Source organism: Coleofasciculus sp. D1-CHI-01 (assembly GCF_040218875.1).
Lineage (GTDB): Bacteria > Cyanobacteriota > Cyanobacteriia > Cyanobacteriales > Coleofasciculaceae > Coleofasciculus.
On the sequence record NZ_JAVJQP010000078.1, the window covers coordinates 32,223 to 51,606 of the forward strand.

Annotated in this window: 18 protein-coding genes, 1 tRNA gene and 1 pseudogene; 8 read left to right on the forward strand and 12 right to left on the reverse strand. The window is 46.4% G+C overall.

Translation table 11 applies throughout. The annotated features are described in order from the left end of the window. Positions 1 to 38 precede the first annotated feature (38 nt). Positions 39 to 260 carry a hypothetical protein gene (locus tag RIB93_RS14370; RefSeq protein ID WP_446373437.1) on the forward strand — a complete coding sequence of 74 codons (222 nt, stop codon included), beginning with the start codon at positions 39 to 41 and terminating at the stop codon, positions 258 to 260. A 66-nt stretch (positions 261 to 326) separates the two neighbouring features. On the opposite strand, the gene RIB93_RS14375 is transcribed toward RIB93_RS14370, so the two are convergent. The 4 genes from RIB93_RS14375 to minC form a co-directional block, all read right to left on the reverse strand. Then, positions 327 to 899, reverse strand: a complete 573-nt coding sequence (locus tag RIB93_RS14375; RefSeq protein WP_446373438.1) for a Uma2 family endonuclease — start codon at positions 897 to 899, stop codon at positions 327 to 329. A 95-nt stretch (positions 900 to 994) separates the two neighbouring features. Then, positions 995 to 1,288, reverse strand: a complete 294-nt coding sequence (minE, locus tag RIB93_RS14380) for a cell division topological specificity factor MinE (protein ID WP_006103004.1) — start codon at positions 1,286 to 1,288, stop codon at positions 995 to 997. A gap of 82 nt (positions 1,289 to 1,370) precedes the next feature. Continuing rightward, on the reverse strand, positions 1,371 to 2,168 hold the full coding sequence (gene minD, locus RIB93_RS14385) for a septum site-determining protein MinD (protein ID WP_446373439.1): 798 nt from the start codon (positions 2,166 to 2,168) through the stop codon (positions 1,371 to 1,373). Then, a complete protein-coding gene (gene minC, locus RIB93_RS14390; protein WP_446373440.1) occupies positions 2,165 to 2,950 on the reverse strand; it encodes a septum site-determining protein MinC in 786 nt (261 codons plus the stop codon). The genes minD and minC overlap by 4 nt, the downstream gene beginning before the upstream one ends. A gap of 1,093 nt (positions 2,951 to 4,043) precedes the next feature. Here minC and sds point away from each other — a divergent pair. Beyond that, positions 4,044 to 5,015, forward strand: a complete 972-nt coding sequence (gene sds, locus RIB93_RS14395) for a solanesyl diphosphate synthase (RefSeq protein ID WP_446373441.1) — start codon at positions 4,044 to 4,046, stop codon at positions 5,013 to 5,015. 203 nt (positions 5,016 to 5,218) lie between these two features. On the opposite strand, the pseudogene RIB93_RS14400 reads toward sds, so the two are convergent. From RIB93_RS14400 to RIB93_RS14410, 3 genes and pseudogenes are all read right to left on the reverse strand, one after another. After that, a pseudogene (locus RIB93_RS14400) lies at positions 5,219 to 5,530 on the reverse strand (RNA-guided endonuclease IscB); the annotation flags it as partial. Positions 5,531 to 5,782: 252 nt separating this feature from the next. Next, entirely contained in the window at positions 5,783 to 6,541 is a 759-nt protein-coding gene (gene cysE / locus RIB93_RS14405; RefSeq protein WP_446373442.1) for a serine O-acetyltransferase, read from the reverse strand. Positions 6,542 to 6,597: 56 nt separating this feature from the next. Beyond that, positions 6,598 to 7,068 (reverse strand): hypothetical protein, encoded by a 471-nt coding sequence (locus RIB93_RS14410; protein ID WP_446373443.1) that lies wholly within the window; start codon positions 7,066 to 7,068, stop codon positions 6,598 to 6,600. A gap of 80 nt (positions 7,069 to 7,148) precedes the next feature. Between RIB93_RS14410 and RIB93_RS14415 the strand changes: the two genes are divergently transcribed. The 3 genes from RIB93_RS14415 (at position 7,149) to RIB93_RS14425 (ending at position 8,427) form a co-directional block, all read left to right on the forward strand. Next, a complete protein-coding gene (locus RIB93_RS14415; protein WP_446373444.1) occupies positions 7,149 to 7,394 on the forward strand; it encodes a hypothetical protein in 246 nt (81 codons plus the stop codon). 120 nt (positions 7,395 to 7,514) lie between these two features. Then, on the forward strand, positions 7,515 to 7,733 hold the full coding sequence (locus tag RIB93_RS14420) for a hypothetical protein (RefSeq protein WP_446373445.1): 219 nt from the start codon (positions 7,515 to 7,517) through the stop codon (positions 7,731 to 7,733). Positions 7,734 to 8,136: 403 nt separating this feature from the next. Beyond that, positions 8,137 to 8,427 (forward strand): RNA recognition motif domain-containing protein, encoded by a 291-nt coding sequence (locus RIB93_RS14425; RefSeq protein WP_446373446.1) that lies wholly within the window; start codon positions 8,137 to 8,139, stop codon positions 8,425 to 8,427. A 140-nt stretch (positions 8,428 to 8,567) separates the two neighbouring features. On the opposite strand, the gene RIB93_RS14430 is transcribed toward RIB93_RS14425, so the two are convergent. After that, on the reverse strand, positions 8,568 to 9,650 hold the full coding sequence (locus RIB93_RS14430; RefSeq protein ID WP_446373447.1) for an ATP-dependent 6-phosphofructokinase: 1,083 nt from the start codon (positions 9,648 to 9,650) through the stop codon (positions 8,568 to 8,570). Between the two features lie 559 nt (positions 9,651 to 10,209). Beyond that, positions 10,210 to 10,710, reverse strand: coding sequence for a cyclic pyranopterin monophosphate synthase MoaC (gene moaC / locus RIB93_RS14435; protein WP_446373448.1), 501 nt, complete (start codon positions 10,708 to 10,710; stop codon positions 10,210 to 10,212). Positions 10,711 to 10,762: 52 nt separating this feature from the next. On the opposite strand from moaC, the gene RIB93_RS14440 reads away from it, so the two are divergent. After that, positions 10,763 to 10,836 (forward strand) — tRNA-Arg (locus RIB93_RS14440). 652 nt (positions 10,837 to 11,488) lie between these two features. Here RIB93_RS14440 and RIB93_RS14445 read toward each other — a convergent pair. From RIB93_RS14445 to dnaA, 3 genes are all read right to left on the reverse strand, one after another. After that, positions 11,489 to 13,330, reverse strand: a complete 1,842-nt coding sequence (locus RIB93_RS14445) for a CHASE2 domain-containing protein (protein ID WP_446373449.1) — start codon at positions 13,328 to 13,330, stop codon at positions 11,489 to 11,491. Positions 13,331 to 14,100: 770 nt separating this feature from the next. Then, complete coding sequence (dnaN, locus tag RIB93_RS14450; RefSeq protein WP_446373450.1) at positions 14,101 to 15,309, reverse strand: DNA polymerase III subunit beta; 1,209 nt, start codon at positions 15,307 to 15,309, stop codon at positions 14,101 to 14,103. A 421-nt stretch (positions 15,310 to 15,730) separates the two neighbouring features. Continuing rightward, positions 15,731 to 17,116: a chromosomal replication initiator protein DnaA gene (gene dnaA, locus RIB93_RS14455; RefSeq protein ID WP_446373451.1), complete on the reverse strand. Its 1,386-nt coding sequence runs from the start codon at positions 17,114 to 17,116 to the stop codon at positions 15,731 to 15,733. A 154-nt stretch (positions 17,117 to 17,270) separates the two neighbouring features. Here dnaA and def point away from each other — a divergent pair, with 154 nt between their 5' ends. Further along, positions 17,271 to 17,804, forward strand: a complete 534-nt coding sequence (gene def, locus RIB93_RS14460; protein WP_446373452.1) for a peptide deformylase — start codon at positions 17,271 to 17,273, stop codon at positions 17,802 to 17,804. Positions 17,805 to 17,864: 60 nt separating this feature from the next. Then, the gene (locus tag RIB93_RS14465) at positions 17,865 to 19,259 is read left to right on the forward strand and encodes a TldD/PmbA family protein (protein ID WP_446373453.1); all 1,395 of its coding nucleotides are present in this window, start codon (positions 17,865 to 17,867) and stop codon (positions 19,257 to 19,259) included. The last annotated feature ends 125 nt before the right edge of the window (positions 19,260 to 19,384 follow it).

Genomic DNA, 19,384 nt, shown 5'->3' on the forward strand with positions numbered 1-19,384 from the left:
TTTGTCCCTGTTGGTTATCCTTTATTCTGGAAAAGACGATGAACGAAGATTTTATCAGACAAAAACTTAATCAAGAGTTGGATTCAATTAGTATTAACAAGTTGACCCAATTGGGGAATCAAGCGGTTCAGTTGGGGCTAATTGCAGGTCATGGTTATCATAGGGGTAAATATGAAATTCTGCGTCAGGGTGAGGCGTTGCTGATGTCGCCTGATGAAGCTCAAACTTATTTGGAAAAGTTAATTCAGGACGTGACATAAAGGTTCGTAGTAGGCACTTTAGTGCCATAAGCGAGGCAAATATTGACGACAAACTTTCATATATTATTATTCTAGTAACCAAGCAAATAGGTCGCCTAACGTGAGTTGAAATTCACTGGCAAAAGTAGGAACCGGAAGCAAATCGTGGGGTTGGTCAAATACTTGGGGTTGTTGCTGTGGTAAATAGGCAAATACCGTCTGTTCATCTGGATCAATCAGCCAACCCATTTTGGTTTCAAACTGAAGACTCCGCAGAATCTTTTTAATGACTTTCGTGGCACTTTGATCAGGTGATAGGATTTCAATGATCCAATCGGGTGCGATTTCAAATACATTGGCGATACGACCATTTTCCTGGCGAGGAATTCTTTCCCAGGTAAATATGGCTACATCTGGCACAATTGACACAATTGATTTCCCGCCAAATGTACATCGCAGTTCGGGGAAAGCGCGGGCAATTTTTTTAGGCTTAACGGTAGCATTAATTGAAATAATAAGTTCCCCTTGAATGGTACTATGTTCTCCCTGTGGCATCGGTTTTTGGATAATTTGACCGTCAATATACTCGCTGGCTGGCTTGGTTTCGGGTAGCTTGATAAACTCTGCCAGAGTCAATGGTTTAGGGGGTGTCTGTAACATTTTCAGTGACCTAGAGTTACATTGTAAGTTGATAGTCTCAGACTTTGTTTGTATAGCCGTGACTTCCTTTTCAACAGGGCAAAAAGGGATTTTCTTTAATCAACCGACGGTAAGGGGGGTTCTTCTTCCTTAACTCTGCGGATAGGAAGATTGGCAATTAACGCTGTTGCCCGTTGGTTACTCTCTAGGGTAAACTCCAAACCCTCTTGATCAATCTCCACATAACGAGACACTACTTCTAGGATTTCGGAACGCATTGACTCAATCATCTGGGGACTGAGATCGGCGCGATCGTGGGCAATAACCAGTTGTAGGCGGCGTTTTACTTCCGCTCGACTGTTACTGGCACTTGTCCAGGGAAAAAGTCGTTCTAGAAGTTCGCTAATCATGGGGTTTTGCATCCGTGGTGAGTGAGGAGTGGGGAGTGATGAGTTGGGTTAATTGATTATCAACACTCAAAATTTCAATACTTCAACTGCGGAACATGCGACGGATACGATTAATCAAGGTGTCATGTTCTGCCATCAAATCCAGGAAGGGAACTTTATCGCCTTCCAAACGCCGAGCAATATTGTGAATAGCAATACCGGGAAGCGTGAGATTTTCCGCCAGGGCTAAGGGTTCGCCCCGGTTACTGGAAACAATCACGCGCTCATCATCAGGAATCACGCCAATTAAGGGAATTGCCAGAATCTCTTGGACGTCTTGCACAGACATCATTTGATCCGCTTGCACCATGGCGGGTTTCAGACGATTGACAATCAGGAAGATGCGCTTTATGCCTTGAGCTTCCAGTAAACCCACGACGCGATCAGCATCTCGCACCGCCGCAATTTCTGGCGTCGTCACGATTAACGCCTCCGACGCCGCAATGATCGCGTTACGGAATCCCATTTCGATTCCGGCTGGAGAGTCAACCAAGATGTACTCATACTTCTGAGATAGCACAGCGATGAGTTTTTTCATTTGCTCAGGGCTAACCGCTTCCTTGTTCCGGCTTTGGGCAGCCGGAAGCAGTACCAATCCCTCTTGACGCTTGTCTTTAACCAACGCCTGTTCTAAGCGACATTGCCCTGCGAATACTTCAATGGCGGTATAAACCACCCGATTTTCTAGCCCCAGGAGCAAATCTAAGTTTCTCAATCCAAAATCGGCGTCAATGAGTGCCACCTGACGACCTAATTTCGCGATCGCCGCGCCTAAATTCGCCGTAACCGTTGTTTTACCCACCCCTCCTTTGCCAGAGGTGATCACTATAATACGACTCATGAATTTAACAATAACTGGGTCTTAGCAAAATCAGCAGCTCTAGCAATACGAATACCTTGGGGTGTGACATACGCCACTTCTGGGTAAAACTCAATCGGTGGCGTCTCCGGTGCCCTAGCCACAGCATCCGCAATTCGGAGTTGGGTGGGTTCCATTTTCAGAGCCATAATCCGACAGGAACGATTGCCATCAGCTCCCGCATGAGCTACCCCGCGTAGACGCCCCCAGATGAAGATGTCTCCGGCTGCAATCACTGTACCACCCGGATTTAGGTCTCCCAGTATAACAATAGTACCAGGATGTCGAATTTCTACACCCGATCGCACGGTCATTTGTAAGTATAGGGGTTCGGTTAACTCCTGAGAGAGTTCAGGGGTTTGATGGAGAGAATAGGTAGCCGATTGTTGCTCGACACAATACCCGGCTGTCGCCGCAGCAACGGCTGTTTGGCGTCGGCTGGTGTACACCCGTGAGATTCGCAGCCCAACGTCGTTCAATACATCCGCGATCGCTTGTAACTTCAGTCCATCCAATAATTGGTCACCTGCCATCAGATGTACCGTACCCGGCACTTGCCAAAAGCGATCGCTTCCATGACAGCGATGCTTAAACTGCTGCCACAAATCAGCCCAACTGGCATCGGACATATCTTCCACTGAGGGCAAGATAAGCTGTAGCCCTTCCTCGGTCTGTTTCAGGCGGACTTGAGACTGGCAATCCATTGCCATGTCGCTCTCGGCAACCGTTGACATAAATAATAGTTGGTCAGAATCTGAAGTCATGCAACCACAGGCGTTCTTATCGGCAAACAACCTAAATTAAACGACATCGTACCTTAAGCGCAAGTCTTGGTCGAGAATTTCTTCAAGGGTGTTCCTTCAACCTAGAACGTCCGACAAGTCCCCTGAGATGATCATAAATAATAATAAGAATTAGTTGAATTGGGGGTTAGAGAGACTGGGCTAAACGCTAACGTCCAGAGTCAAACGTTTTCACCAGTTCTCTGGTGGATATCAACATCTCCCCCCTTATCAGGTCTGACCTCTGTAGAGTAGAGTGGTATATTTAAGTCAGTGGTGGACTACTCACCTCTTGAACCGTTGAAGCTGGCGATTGTTCTACTTCATCCCTTGAAGATGTAGTGTTTTGTGTCAGACCTACTGAAGTAGCATAAACGTCGGTCAGAGAGTTAGCTAGGTATTGCGAACTCTTTTTTGTGCGTTGAGCTACCATTAACAGCAAGTAAATCGCGACCAAATAAACAGTTGCCAGAACAGGAATAATCAAAGGCATATCAGTGTAAATCATAGTATGAACGAACAGCAAAGTTATGTAAGATTTCATAGAAGCTGAGGCAACGGTACTAGCTAACCAGGGAGCAATAAACCCTAGCACCATGAACCCCGGGGAAAACTTCCCCAGCTTTTCGGTTGCTTCACTACTACTGACAGTGATGTGTACAAGCCTTTCTCCAACTCAGTTGGATGAAGCTTGACAGGTTTCCTACCGGAAAGCTCCTGTTTATGTAAAATAGAGGACGACACTTAGTTAAACTACCCAGCCGTCATCCAAAACCTTGAGGCTATCTCTGCCTACCTAACGGCACCTTAACCTAAAGGTAAGGAAGCTAGTTGTCCCTACCATCTCGGAGTCAATCGGTCGATTAATCTTTTGAAATCCTTAATATTTAGCTTAACATAAGAGTTCCAGCAATTTCTAGGAATTTTCTTATCAACTTAATAAGTCGATACAATTCCAGGGAGTCCCCCCCATCAGGTTATTGGTCAAACAGATTTCCCTACTTGGGACGCTTCGCTTAAAATTAAGGAAAGAATATGTAAACTTTCGTAACCTAATTTCTGAGTCGCCCAATCCATGACCTCAGTGACTTCCCTTTTTGCCCCTGTTGAAGCAGACCTCTATCTGCTGACCGAGAACTTAAAGAACCTAGTGGGTGCCCGTCACCCCATCCTCTATGCCGCAGCAGAACACCTATTTGGGGCTGGGGGCAAGCGGGTAAGACCAGCCATTGTCCTATTGATTGCGCGAGCGACGGTGCTGGATTCGGATATTACCCCCCGTCATCGACGTCTAGCGGAAATTACCGAAATGATTCATACCGCTTCTCTGGTTCACGATGATGTCGTAGATGAATCATCAGTCCGTCGTAATGTCCCCACGGTTAATAATATGTTCAATAACCGTGTTGCCGTACTAGCTGGAGATTTTTTGTTTGGTCAATCGGCTTGGTATCTGGCTAATCTCAACAACTTAGAGGTGGTCAAGTTACTCTCCCAAGTGATTAAGGATATGGCGGAGGGAGAAATTCAGCAGGGACTGACGCGATTTGAAGCGAGTACCACCATTGATACCTATCTAGAAAAGACCTACAAGAAAACAGCATCCCTGATTGCCAACAGTTCCAAGTCAGCCGGACTTTTGAGTGGCGTCTCAGCCGAGGTAGCTGAAAATCTGTATCGCTATGGAAATCATCTAGGTTTAGCCTTCCAGATTGTTGATGATATCCTCGATTTCACCGCATCCACAGAGGTGTTGGGCAAGCCGGCGGGTTCTGATTTGATTAGCGGAAATCTAACTGCCCCTGTCTTATATGCTATGGAAGAAAAACCCTACCTAGAGGTCTTGATTGAGCGAGAGTTTGCCCAACCGGATGACATTAATCAAGCCTTGGCATTAGTGATGGAGAGTGGGGGTATTGAGCGATCGCGTGAACTGGCGGCTTACCATGCTCGTCTCGCCTTAGACAATCTGACGCCCTTGAAACCCTCACCCGCTACGACAGCTTTAGTCGAGCTAACTGATTACGTCCTGAGTCGCATGTACTAGTCAAAGGGAACAGGGAATAGAATATCCAATTAAAAAGCACATCAGCTTAATGCAGCATGAAGGATGAAGCATTAGAATATCCTGGTTCCCTCCTCCATCCTCCATCTTGGATGCGGCAAGAGGACTCCCGTTATACCCGCGCTTGGTTAGCGGCAGGGGAATTGCCGCCAAATAAACAATTGAGCGAAAGTGAATCCTCTGTTTCAGAATTGATATTCATAGCCGTCAGCCTTGTGAATAGTTTTCAGGTATTTGGGATGTACATCAAACTTTTGAGCGGGTAGTTGCAGAATAAAGCTTGGTCTAAATCGAATAGCAATTCGACCAACGTACTGACCTACAAACTTACCTTTTGGAACGTCTGCTTTAACAACGTCGCCTGTTTGAAACCCCTGAAAAAACTTAGCTTTTGGAGCATGAGCTTTGGGAAAACCGTATTGATCAGGTCGGCAACGTTGTCTTGTTCCGTGTCCTTTTGCCGCCACCTTGAGAGGTTTAATCCCCCTAAGCAATAGGCATTTGTTACTCGCCCCTTACAGGATTGAACAACAAGCTCACTGGCTTAACTCATTACGCCTGTTTAAAACTGTACGAAAGAGCTACAAACTGGCACGTATCTGTAGGTTTCATGAACTGAATAACGTAGTTATTGCGAACTGAGTCTGGTCAAGGAGCGAGCTTTTTCAAGCTCCCGTCATACCCGTTAGGGTTGACGGTGAGTTCTTGACCCTTTGTCCTCGGCTAAGATGTGAATTCCGGTAAAACTCTTAAATTCCAGCTCCATCCAAAAATTGCTGAATCGCTTTATCTCGAAGTTGGCAGCTATCCGCCTTAACCATCGGAACCCGATCAGAATTCAAATCGCGCCAATTTTGCACAGGTGTCGATGACGGCTTTTCGCTTAACTCTGCCAACTTTTGTTCCAGGATTTCAATCCGATCCACTAATGATCGAATCACAGTGGCTTCCGAATCGGGCAAACTACCATGCTCTAGGGGATTAACGCGCACTCCAGAACGATAAACGATGCGACCTGGAATACCGACAACTGTACAGTCAGACGGAACATCTCGCAAAACGACTGAACCTGCACCAATGCGGACATTGTTGCCAATTTGAATGTTACCGAGAACCTTGGCACCCGCACCAACGACAACATTTTCTCCTAAGGTGGGATGGCGTTTGCCACATTCTTTCCCTGTACCCCCTAGGGTGACGCCTTGATAAATAAGACAGTAATCGCCCACAATTGCCGTCTCACCAATGACAACACCCATGCCATGATCAATGAAGACACCTTGACCAATTTGGGCGCCGGGATGGATCTCAATACCCGTCAAGCTGCGAGAAAACTGAGAAATAAAACGAGGGATGAACGGAATCCCGATAGTATGCAACCAATGGCAGAGGCGGTGAAACAGGAGTGCCTGTAGACCGGGGTAGCATAATAAAACCTCGAGCCAGTTGCGAGCAGCGGGGTCGCGATCAAAGATGATGCGGAAGTCAGCTAAAAACGTGGATAGCACAAGCGAGTTAAGAGAAACAAACGTAAACAACTCATTGACTATCTTATCGTTCTTGGCTACTCTCGCACAGTCAGGGTATAGTTCCAGGCTTGATTGGGATTGATGGTTCCCACCCAGACTTGATACTCTCCTGCCTCAACGTTTGAGCTGGTTACGCTAGCATCTTTGCTTGCGCCCGTATCATCACCGCACAAGGCAAAGCCATTGGGTCCAGTAATCAATAATGTGGTGTCTTGACCGCCACTATCAACGGCAATCTGGAGCTGATTAAAATCTGCGTCTAAGTCTATGATGTGATCGGGAGTTTCCTCGGCATAACCTAGACAAGGATTATTTTCGCGATCGCGGTTCACTAGCGACGGCAATGAAAATGAACCCCCTGTCGTACCTATCGCCGCTCCCTCCTCCGAGGAAAATCCGGGTGATAAGGTTAACGTGCCAAAATTGGCTGACTGGGATAAAACGGGTGTAGCCGTTAGCGCTATCACCATGGCTATTAATACTTGAGAACCCCTTTGCCGTAACATACCTTAACTCTCCTGGAAACACTGATTGTTAACTTCTTTCCCTATCCCCCTTGAGTACCAGTTGATCAGACTGTCTACTCTTGTTCTATCTGATTTCCCGCTTATATAGTGTTGAAGAGGTGACACCTTGGCATCTGCCACACTCGTTTGGCTCTGGAGGTACTGTGCCTTTAATTATATTGATTTCGCTGCTGCTGATTATGAGTTGGCTATTTTCAGAGGTTCTCGTCTTGTTTCCGGTGGATATCTTAAATTCATTGAAACCTTTCACCTCATTAACCCTGATTGTTGCCTTACTCGCTTTTTTGTGGTGCTTTGGCGAGTAAGATAATGGTAATGCCACTCTGCCTATAAATTAGGAACGTCAGTCTTGGCAAATAGAGGGTTGGGTTTTGTCCATTCCACCCATAAGTAAACTTGTGATTGACCGAAGGAGAATTTAACCAATGTTTCTTGATGAACTCACCCCTATCGTTAAAGAATTGTTCCAACAGCCTGTAGCATTCTTAGGCGGATTTTGTTCAGGAGTGTTTCGACTCAATCTTTCAGATGACCCCGTTAAAAGTTGGCTCGATCAGCAAACGGGTTCCACAAGCTATACAACCACTCCGACAGGAAGTGACAATGGCAGGACGAACGGACCTCAATCTATCTCGATTGAATAGAACTCCGAGGGCATAACACTCTCACTGGTGACATCCTCCTACACTGACCCTAAGGGTACAGGGTAGGCTTCCTTTTGTACTAAGAAATGTTAACGACCCTCAAATCCATTGCCTGTTGCCTGTGACACACCGAGCGTGTTACCGAGCGTGTTACTGAGCGAAGTCGAAGTAAGCCGAGGTAAGCTAGATAACCGACCAGAAAACCATTTCTAGGTTATCATTAACGATATCTGTAAGTTCAGTTCTACCTTTGGTGAGATTTTTGGTTGGGCAGCTACATTCCTAGTTGATCACCCTGGAAACTAACCACGGATTACCAGACAAGACTTTAAGCTATTTGCATTTTCGAGTTTTCGTCTGTGGCTCTGAACTTTAGCCTTTCGTTCAGCCTTATCGATTTCAAATGACCATTTACATCGGAAACCTGTCTTACCAAGCTACCGAAGACGACTTACAAACAGTATTTGCTGATTATGGCACTGTCAAGCGAGTCGTATTACCCACAGATCGGGAAACAGGTCGAGTTCGAGGCTTTGCTTTTGTCGAGATGACAGACGAAGCTCACGAAGAATCTGCTATTTCCCAATTGGATGGCGCAGAGTGGATGGGACGCCAGCTCAAAGTTAATAAAGCCAGACCCCGGGATAATAATCGTGGTGGATCTCGCCGCAATACCGCAAATAATGCGTGGTAGCGCTAAAGCGAACCCGATTTAACGCTCTTTGAACCAGAAAAAATTTTACGTAGTAAGGGACATAAAGCCTGATTTTGCCTTGTGTCCCTTTTCTGGTATTTGCCGTATTTGTCGCTACAACGTCAAGAGTCTAACGTGCATTAATCTCCTAGACAAATTCCTAAACCTCTGGCGGTTTTCACCAGAGTCCCTTGGGAATCCACCGCTTTATACTGACCGATCGCGTCTACAATCGGGACGCTGACAACCTGTCGATTTTGCCAGGTCACCATCTTATCGTAGTCCTGATCTGCGATTAAATCCACTGCCGCGACACCGAAGACTGAGGCGGTGAGACGATCTAAGGGTGACGGTGTACCACCGCGCTGGGTATGTCCCAACACCGTCACTCGTGTTTCTGCACCACTGCATGCGCTAATTCGTTCTGCCAAATAGTGACCAACTCCACCATAGCGACATTCGCCAAAACTGAGCATATTCTGCACCACTTCCCCAGATTCGGTGCGAACGGCTTCGGAGACAATTGCCACACTATAGTTATTGCCCTGTTGTTTGCGTTGTTGGATTTGCTGGCAGATTCGTTCTAGAGTATAAGGGATTTCCGGAATTAGAATAATATCAGCACCGCCTGCAATTCCCGCACTAATCGCAATATGACCCGCATCGCGCCCCATAACTTCCAGGATCATCACCCGATCATGGCTAGCGGCGGTAAACTGTAAACGGTCGAGGGCTTCTGTGGCAATATTTACCGCTGTATCAAATCCGATGGAGCGCTCCGTAATCCCCACATCATTATCAATCGTTTTGGGAATCCCCACCAAATTTATCCCCCCAACTTCCGCCAGTTTACGCAAAATCGCCAAACTACCATCACCACCAATCCCAATCAGGGCGTCGAGTCCCAACTGATGATACCCTTGTGCAATTTCCGCCGAGCGATCGCGTACTGTACCATCAGACATGGGAAATGCAAATGGGTTGCCTTTATTCGTCGTTCCCAGAATCGTTCCCGCCAAAGTTAGCGCCGCATCCACTTGCTTGGGTTCGAGGCGAGTCGCTTGGGGAGGGCGCTGCATCAAGCCTTGGGTGGCGCGATAAATGCCCCAAACCTCCCAATTGTACGTTCCCACCGCTCGGTGAACCACCGCTCGAATCACCGCATTTAACCCCGCACAATCCCCACCACTGGTGAGAATACCAATCCGTTTGTGTTCTGCCATACTGTTTATAGTTTGGTTACCTCAGCCTGTTCATCCTCAATACTACAAGCTGAAACAACAGGGGAAGCCTATAGAGAATGATATTCTACTACACTGACCCTATAGGTACAGTGTAGGCTTCCTTAGTCGTAACCTTACGCTAAAATCGGCTTACCCTGAAGGCGTGCAAGATGGAAGTTTAAGTAAGTCTTTTAGACGTTTGAGATTTAAGTAGCTTTGTGTAAGCAATAGGGATCACAAGTGGCCAAAATATAGCCGCAATAACCAATGTAATCCAGGAGAGGACTTTTTCTTGCTCAGATAAATTCCTCATGTCATCAGCCAACTCAAACCAAGTCATAAACAAATGAGTTGCGATTGTTACGTAAATAATGCCTATACAGTAAATCATTTAGTATTGAGTGATTGCTTTAACTAAACTGCCTGTCTCTGTTGATTAATTCAGACAAGTTAATTGATCAAATTTAAATTTAAATACTCTGAAGCTGATTAGACATCCGTAAATACACGTAAATCCCCTGCGCCAATTAGCGTACAGGGGATACGACAGTGCGATCGCTTAACTGGGGGATTGATACTCGCCGGATTTGCCACCCGTCTTACTCACCAGGCGGATGGATTCAATTTGAATAGATTTCTCCAATGCTTTTGCCATATCGTACAGCGTCAGGGCAGTAACGGAAACGGCTGTCAAAGCTTCCATTTCCACTCCGGTTTCGGCTTTTGTTGTTACCGATGCCTGAATCTGATACCCCGGTAATTGAGCATCCGGTTGGATTTGTATCTCTACTTGGTGTAAGGGTAAGGGATGACACAACGGGATCAGGTTTGCCGTCTGCTTGGCTGCCATAATTCCAGCTAGTCGGGCGGTGGCTAAAACATCTCCTTTTGGCGCATTGCCTGTCTCAATCGCTTGGAATGTCGCCGTTTGCATCCGCACTTGAGCCGCTGCGATGGCTTGGCGGCGGGTAGCGGGTTTGCTGGAAACATCGACCATTTGGGCTTGACCCTGAGAATTTAGATGGCTCAGAGATGTTTTTTTGGCAAAGTCTTGCGTCATTGGATAAAGATGTGATATTGTAAGTAATCGGTGAGTCAATCACTCACAGCTAGGGCTTGTAGCTCAGTGGACTAGAGCACGTGGCTACGGACCACGGTGTCGGGGGTTCGAATCCCTCCTAGCCCGTTAACTTAAACGACTGACTAAAGTAGGTGTTCCCAAGAGTGCAGCTATCGTTGCTAGGGAACACTATTTAGGTAATTAGTTATCAATTTAAGGCGGGACATGCTAGAGCGTCGGTCAAGTATTCCTAGAAACCGGGTTTGGAGTGAAGATGACAGCGCCATATCAACCTTTCACCCAAAGAAACCTGGTTTCTTAACCGATGTTCTAGCTGAACAGAGGTTTTAGGTTTTTTTGTCTCGGCTTCAGTCACTCCAAGCCCCCCGATACACTATCATAATCGTACGCCTGCTTACTCCTTCTGTTCAACTTCAACCTAAAACTAAACACCTAACACTTTCTCACAGATCAATGTCCCGCCTTGGCTTGGTAGCCGCATTAGGAAACTTGAGTTTAGAGACAGGGTGATCTGAGGAGGAATCGAACAGCAAAAATACAAACCAAGCGATGAGAGTCATAACTAAATGTTCGCCACCATCTTCCAAAAGACCCATAAAGTCATTTAAAAGTTTTATAGACAAAGATCCAAGCATAATATGAGCCATGTCTATGACAATATCCGGGTTAACTACCCCCTTTATAGGTGCTAAATGGGGTGTGGGGTGTGGGGAATAGCAGCCAAGGTATAAAGGGGGTGACAAAGGCGGATTTGGTATCAATAGAGTATCCAATATTTTAAACGGGGATGGGCAAAATACACACTAACCATGCCGCTGGTGACAATGATCGCTATGCTTGATGGTATCATCGGCACCCAAATTCCTTGGATAAAGATCACATAAGAGCAGCCATAGAGAACACTCAGCATTCCAGCGACTGCCAAGCCCAGCAACAGAGGGGACCGGAAACGCCAACTGACTAGACCCGCCACAACAGACCAAGCCCCAATCCAAAGATATTCAGCCCACTCAGACCACCACACCAAAAGAGGTCGCTCATCCTTAACCGCACTGATAATTTGACTCGTCATCTGGGCTTGCAGAAATACCCCAGCCGTCTCAGGTCGGTTGTTTTTATTGTACGGAGTTGCATGAAAATCATGAAAGGTCTTATCAACAGTACCAATAAACACGATACGGTCTTTGACCAATTCAGGCGTTAATTTATTTTCCTCAAGTACCTCTTTTAACGTATAGGTACGCGCAATCGTTTCTACTGAACTCGTAGCCCGATAATTCAGTAACATTTGATAGCCCCCGGCATCGATATTCTGATACCCTCCACTATTATTTTTTAGGGTCGGGAAAACAACCTGACCAATCTGCAAATCATTATTGGGAGTCAACTCAGCCGTAATGCCCTCCTCTTCTAAGTAACGCAAAGCCATAACTAGACTCAAAGAGTTACTGATTTGACATTCGGATTGGTCAGGAGGCGCTAAACCCAGAAGATGACGACGCACAACGCCATCTGGGTCTAACATTACATCACTAAATCCAACTCGTTCGGGTAAGGTGTCTGGAGGAATATCTGGAGGAGGCGGAATTCCGGGATTATCAGTTGTATCTCCCACCTTACAGACGGTTATTAAACGCTTGTCTTGCCGTAAACGATTCGCTAAATCACCATATTGAGGGTCTACTGGAAAATCGCGATAGAGGTCTAAACCAATGACTCGCGGTTGATATTGGGCTAATTTTTCCAGGAGTTGAGCCAGTTTAGCATTCGACAAGGATAACCCTTGCCGTTGAGCAGAGGATTGTGCTCGAACCTCACCCCCTGTAATCGTAATCATCAGCAGGCGTGGGTCAGGACTTTCCGGTTGAGGACGGATTTGCATAAAGTGGTCAAACGCCTTCAGTTCCAAAGGCTGTAGCATACCTGTCAAACCAACACCCATTGCCACGCCGACACCGGTTAGACTTGCCAACAGTTGAAGACCCCGAGATTTCCAAGATCTGGGTTTTTTACGCTGTCGTTGCCGTTTGTTGAGGTATAGCAGTTCAAAAATCGGCGCTTTGCCAATGCCCTTTAAGTAGTGATTGCCACGGGGGATAATGGTTAAGTCTGTAATTCCCCCATCGTAAATCAAGTCTGTTGTCACTTCCGACAGCAGAATTTGTCCCCCATGGGCAAGTGAGGACACCCGAGCCGCGTAGTCAACTTCCTCGCCAATAAAATCATCACCGTCGGGTAAGGGACTCCCGGTGTGCATGCCAATTTTGACTTGTAACGGACCCAGGGGGGTGTCAATGGGTTCACAGGTGTGACTAATTTGCAGCGCCACTGCCCACTGAGCTGCTTGAGACGCATTGGCGAAAACCACAAAGTAAGCGTCACCTTCGGTCTTGACTACACGCCCTCCGTAAGCCACTAAATTCGCTTCAACACGCTGGCGATGGGGTTTGAGAATCGTGTCAAAGTAGAGGCGATTGCGGGTAGTGATGTCATTTCCCTTTAAATATTTTTTGACCGCTGTGGAACTAACTAGGTCTGTGAACACCATGGTTACCACATGGTCAGATACGACAACTTGTTTATCGATTACGGGTTGCATCACAGATCAATCATTCGCTGTTGGGAAGGTAAGCACGCTTATGAACCCTGACTGGCTTAACTTACTGTTTACATTACAGTTATCAAGAATTTGAAAATGAGACAGGAGTATTAAGTTAAGTAATGATGAAGACTTTGTAAATGGACAATGAAGACTTTGTAAAGTTTATATAAAAGTCCGGCAAATGTTTAAATTGAACCCTGATTACCACTTGTCTAGCTTATAATGGTCTGTCTATTGCACCCAGAAGATAGATTCGAGTCGCTAAACAATTATTGATGGCAAGATATAATGTGTCTAAATCAGTTTGGAAATAATAATCTGTGCTGGACACATTATTCAGCATTATTTTTTACTTATCCTGTAGATCGGCTAGATAATTGTATAATGGAATACAATAAAATATGGATGTCGGTTTTTCCCATTGGCTGACTCCAATATTCCATGGCGCAATTTTAAAGCTCAAATCTGCTTATAGATAATAGCAGATATCAAGAAGGGTTTCAAAACGATAAATAAAAGTAATGACACTGGGAGAAATAAATTAATCAATAATTTCTAGGTAACGTCGTGTTTAAGATTATCCTCGTAAACGACAATAAGCTTTTAATTTTTTTGGCAAAAAAATATAAATTAATAATGTATAGTTTTATAACTAAAATGAGAAAGAGTTTGCCATATACCAGGCTCATCGTTCATTGTCCATGGCAGCTACAAATGTAAGAACCAATGAACTATGAACCATGAACCATGAACCCTAGACAAAAACCTCAATCCCGGATTTGCACAGGCATAATCAGGTAGGTCATTTTCAAGCCACCCAGAGGTGTGAGAATCACTGGAGTATTCGCCGCATTCATTTGGAGCTGAATATCTGACGTAGACAGCGCCTTTAAGCCGTCGATTAAGTACTTCACATTAAAGGCAATCTCGATACTTTCACCCGTAACTTGTGCTGATAGGGACTCTCTGGCACTGCCAACATCTTGAGTTTCCACGGTCAGATCAATGGTTTGCGCCTGGGCATCAATATCAAACTTGACGATATTATTTTTCTGATCAGCCAAGACTGCAATTCGTTCAACCGCACTCAGTAATTGACGCCGAGGAATAGCCACCTGGCGCTGAAACTGACCGGGGATGAGTTGGCGGTAAGCCGGATATTGTCCCTCTAATGTCCGACTGGTCAAGCGATGATTACCGCCTTGGAAGATAATTTGACCTACCTCAAACTGCAAGGCGACAGTATCACTGGATTCAGAGAGTCCTAACATCCGTTCAAGTTCCCGTAAGGTTCTAGCGGGTACAGTTAACTCAAAGGACGAGGGAGTCTCTTCTCCAGGTTGGGTTTCGTCAGAGGGTTGGTCTTCATCCTCCTCACTGGTTGGTTTAGCGTTAAGAGTTTCCACAACCGCTAGTCGGTGACCATCAGTCGCGGCAAATTCCAGACTATCTTCTTGAACCATCAGATGCACTCCGGTCAGCACCTGCTTGGTTTCATCTGCACTGGTGGCAAATAATGATCCGCCCAATCCTTCAATTAAGGCTTCAACCGGGAGTTTAACCACCATTCCATCTTCGATTTGGGGGAGTTCGGGAAAGTCCTCTGAGTTCATTCCTCGCATTTTGTATTGTCCGGATGTCGAGGTTAAGGTGATCGATAGGCTTTCGGTGTGTGCATCACTCTCCGTTTCGGATAGGGAGTCATCGAGAGTAATGTCTCCCTCTGGCAAACGGGAAACAATGTCATTGAACAGTTTAGCCGGAATCGCGATCGCACCATCCGCTTCGACGTTGGCGTTGAAACTGGTTTGCAGACCTAGACTCAAGTCGAAGGCGGTTAAACTTACTCGCTGATTTTTCGCATCGGCTTGGAGTAACACATTACCCAATACCGGATGGGTGGGACGTGAGGGAACCGCCCGATTTACGAGAGAAAGATTGGTATTGAGTTCACTTTGGGTACAAGTTAGTTTCATAGAAGGAATCGTCAATGTTTGGCACAGCTAGAATTCTCGTCAAGGAAAGTCAGCGAGATTTGAGTTGGACTCTACATGAGGCACAATCGTGGCTCTCTCATCTATCCAGAGGCAACTCTAGCATGGAATTCAGACCTTGGGGAAACTGTGGAAAAACTAGACTCAGATGATTGCCAATTCCTGAATTCTTCGTGTTTTAGGAACGGAGTCCTTGTGGAAAAGGTTGTGGAAAATTGCGGAAATTTTTCCACCGTGTATTTATACTCATCCCATACCCAATACTTCTCGGATAAGCTCTAATTTAATTTTTTCTCTGCCAAGGACGGATCAAAATGTTATCTGTCTAACCCGCCCCTACACCCTACACTCTACCTGCACAGTTTCCTGTTCCCCGTTCCCTGTTCCCCGTTCCCTGTTCCCTTTAAGCTTGGCTTTGAGTTTGACTTGCCAAATTAATGCGATCGCTCAATTGACTCAGTTTCTGTGCCACGCTGGGATCGCGTTCTCGTAATTGAGTAATCTTGTCGCAGCTATACATAACCGTGGTATGGTCCTTGCCGCCAAATTCTTCACCAATTCGGGGTAAGCTCAAGTCAGTATGCTGCCGCATCAGATACATAGCAATTTGCCTAGACCAACTAATTTCTCGGCGGCGTGAGTTCCCTTTCAAGTCTTCTACCGAGACATTAAAGGCATCAGCGACGGTTGTCACAATGATCTCCGGAGCAGCTTGTATGGTTGGGGTTCGCGGATTCAAAATTGGTGCAATGTTCTCGACACTCATCGGTACTCCCGAAATCGAGATGTAGGCGACGACTCGAATTAATGCCCCTTCTAGTTCGCGAATATTCGATTTATATTGAGTCGCAATATACTCGACCACTGATCGCGGCAACCGGATGTTCTCATACTCTGCCTTTTTTTGCAAAATTGCCATCCGGGTTTCCAAGTCAGGCGGCTGAATATCGGCGATTAACCCCATCGAAAAGCGAGAACATAGCCGTTCTTGCAAGCGGCTAATCTGATGCGGCGGGCGATCGGATGCTAAGACGATTTGTTTACCCGCTTCGTGTAAGGTATTGAACGTATGAAAAAATTCTTCCTGAGTATATTCTTTTCCTTCGATAAACTGAATATCATCAATCAACAGCACCTCAGCCGCTCGATAGTGTTCCCGAAAACTTTGCATACTATCTTTGCGGATGGCGGCAATTAGGTCATTGGTAAAATGTTCAGTAGACACATAGAAGATCTTAGAACTCGGAGAATTCTCCCACCGAAAATGCGCGATCGCTTGCATTAAGTGAGTTTTCCCCAAACCAACGCCCCCACACAAAAACAGGGGATTAAACTCCCGCCCTGGTGATTCGGCTACAGCCAAAGCCGCCGCATGAGCCATGCGATTATTTGAACCAACCACGAAGCGAGAAAACACGTACTTCTGATTTAACTCTGTGGGTTTAGGGAGTTGATGAGATGGACGTTCTGCATCGGGGTTAGCCGCAACCGGAACCGACCAGGAAATACCTGTATCGCTGATTGTGGCGTTGTCGTCGTCAGTGATCACGGTAAGGTAAATGTCCACCGATTGTCCCAGGATCTCCTGCACCACATCAGTGATTGTTTTGATGTAATACTTTTGCAACCAATTCCTGGCAAAGGGATTGGGAGTACAAACCACTAAGCAATTCTGGTCGAGCTGCTGAGCGGTTGTTCCCTTGAGCCAGGTTTCAAACGTGGGTCGGCTGAGTTGGAGTTGTAGACGCTCCAATACCTTTATCCAGAGCTGTTCGGGGGACATTTCCACGGGCATTCCTCTATTGTCGGTAATTGTTGCTTGTTCTCCTCATTCGATCAATTGGCGAGATATTCCGGCACACGTCTATCTATATATATAGCGATTTAGTATTGAGTAAAGTACACCAATAAATAGTAACTGTCCAGTTTAATTTCACCCTGTTATGACCCAATCCCTAGAAATCGCTCAGTTAGGCAACCCTATCTTACGCCAGCTAGCGCAACCCATCGATAATGTTCAAGATGAATCGATACACAAGCTGATTGAGGCTCTCAAGGCAAAGGCTGTAGCTGCTAACGGGGTAGGAATCGCTGCTCCCCAAGTTTCTCAATCCTGCCGTTTGTTTATCGTAGCGTCTCGTCCCAATCCCCGCTATCCGAATGCCCCCACCATGGAACCGACAGCGATGATCAATCCACAGATTGTGGCTCACTCAGATGAGGTGGTCAAAGGCTGGGAAGGTTGCTTAAGTATTCCCGGTATTCGCGGGTTAGTGCCGAGGTATCAGGCGATTGAGGTAGAGTACACCAATCAACAGGGTAAGACGCAGCGACAACAGTTAACCGATTTTGTGGCAAGAATTGTTCAGCATGAATATGATCATCTCAATGGTCTTGTGTTTCTAGACCGGGTGGAGAGTACCCAAGATTTAATCACAGAGCAAGAGTATCAACGGCGGATTGGAGAACAACCGTAGCAGCCAAGGCTAGAGTCATTGCACAATAGAAGCAGTTCTATCTTGCTAGTTCCCTAGACCATGCCTACTGTACTCGCGGATACTCAAAATTTAATTGCAGACCTGATCGCTCGCTATCGCTCTCGCGTGGATTACTTAGCGATTCGCTTAGAAGAATCTGAAGGAACCAGCATTATCGTGCGGGGCAATAAGGTAGAAACCTTGAGTGAGGGGCTTGCTATTGGTGGACAGGTACGAGCCTGTTATAAGGGCGGTTGGGGCTTTGCCAGTTTCAATCAACTCTCTAGCCTGAAGGAGCGACTGGAAGAAGCAATCAGCGCCGCCCGAATTGTCGGGGATGGAGAAACCCTACTTGCCCCGATTTCGATCGTGCAAGATACTTGCCAACTCCCCCTAACTGGGACTGATCCCCGGATGATTCCTCTAACCGAGAAGAAAGCGCTGTGCGATCGCTACAACCAATTGCTCAAACGTTTTGATCCCCGGATTACAACCACCTCTGTCCGCTACGGGGACAGCCATCAACGGATCATTATCGCCACCTCCGAAGGCACTCTAATTGAGCAATCTTGGGCAGATCTAGAAATGCGTTTCTCGGCTACCGCCCGAAAGGATGAGATTGTGCAGACGGGACGAGAAACCACCGGATCTCGCAATGGTTACGAAGATCTCACGGATCTTGACAGGCAAGTACAGGGGGCGGCGGAACGGGCAGTTAATGCTTTGTCTCTGTCACCCGTTCGGGGAGGAGTTTACACGGTGGTTATTGATCCTATTCTCTCCGGTTTATTTGTTCATGAAGCCTTCGGACATCTTTCAGAAGCGGATATGGCGTATGAAAACCCCGATCTGTTGGAAGTCATGAGCAAAGGGCGTCGCTTTGGTTCACCGGATTTGCAAATCTTCGACGGTGCTGCCCCAGAGGGACATCGCGGTAGCTATTGCTACGATGATGAAGGAACACCTGCAACAACGACTCAACTGATTAAAGATGGCATTTTAGTGGGGCGTCTGCATTCTCGTGAAACGGCAGGTAAGTTAGGCGAAGCTCCCACTGGCAATGCCCGTTGTCTAAACTACCACTATCCACCTATTGTCCGCATGACCAATACCTGGATTGAACCGGGCAAAACCCCGGTTAAGGATTTAGTCCGAGGAATTCGCGAAGGGGTTTATGCCCGCAACTGGTTAGGGGGTATGACTAATGGGGAGATGTTCACCTTTAGCGCGGGTGAAGCTTGGATGATTCGCGAGGGACAGATTGCTGAACCCGTGCGGGATGTTACCCTATCTGGCAATGTGTTTAAAACCTTAGGCGACATCGAAGCGATCGGTAATGACTTCTACTGGGATGAGTCAGGCGGTTGTGGAAAAGGCGGACAGAGTGGCTTACCTGTAGGGTGTGGTGGTCCTTCTTTACGAATTCGCAATGTTGTCGTGGGAGGTAGTCAGTAGCGTTGTTTGAGTCACTTGCCTGTTGTCTGTTGTTCTTTGTCCTTAACAATAGACAATGGACAACGGACAGGTGATATACTGGGAGCGCTATTCGCGATAAATGTGTAATCCTTGATAGGCGGATC

Coding starts and splice junctions, on each gene's coding strand:
- def (WP_446373452.1), top strand. CDS start 17,271: ATGACCCAATCCCTAGAAATCGCTCAGTTAGGCAACCCTATCTTACGC.
- minE (WP_006103004.1), bottom strand. CDS start 1,288: ATGATTAGCGAACTTCTAGAACGACTTTTTCCCTGGACAAGTGCCAGT.
- RIB93_RS14370 (WP_446373437.1), top strand. CDS start 39: ATGAACGAAGATTTTATCAGACAAAAACTTAATCAAGAGTTGGATTCA.
- RIB93_RS14430 (WP_446373447.1), bottom strand. CDS start 9,650: ATGGCAGAACACAAACGGATTGGTATTCTCACCAGTGGTGGGGATTGT.
- RIB93_RS14425 (WP_446373446.1), top strand. CDS start 8,137: ATGACCATTTACATCGGAAACCTGTCTTACCAAGCTACCGAAGACGAC.
- RIB93_RS14375 (WP_446373438.1), bottom strand. CDS start 899: ATGTTACAGACACCCCCTAAACCATTGACTCTGGCAGAGTTTATCAAG.
- RIB93_RS14445 (WP_446373449.1), bottom strand. CDS start 13,330: ATGCAACCCGTAATCGATAAACAAGTTGTCGTATCTGACCATGTGGTA.
- RIB93_RS14465 (WP_446373453.1), top strand. CDS start 17,865: ATGCCTACTGTACTCGCGGATACTCAAAATTTAATTGCAGACCTGATC.
- sds (WP_446373441.1), top strand. CDS start 4,044: ATGACCTCAGTGACTTCCCTTTTTGCCCCTGTTGAAGCAGACCTCTAT.
- moaC (WP_446373448.1), bottom strand. CDS start 10,710: ATGACGCAAGACTTTGCCAAAAAAACATCTCTGAGCCATCTAAATTCT.
- RIB93_RS14410 (WP_446373443.1), bottom strand. CDS start 7,068: ATGTTACGGCAAAGGGGTTCTCAAGTATTAATAGCCATGGTGATAGCG.
- minD (WP_446373439.1), bottom strand. CDS start 2,168: ATGAGTCGTATTATAGTGATCACCTCTGGCAAAGGAGGGGTGGGTAAA.
- dnaN (WP_446373450.1), bottom strand. CDS start 15,309: ATGAAACTAACTTGTACCCAAAGTGAACTCAATACCAATCTTTCTCTC.
- RIB93_RS14420 (WP_446373445.1), top strand. CDS start 7,515: ATGTTTCTTGATGAACTCACCCCTATCGTTAAAGAATTGTTCCAACAG.
- minC (WP_446373440.1), bottom strand. CDS start 2,950: ATGACTTCAGATTCTGACCAACTATTATTTATGTCAACGGTTGCCGAG.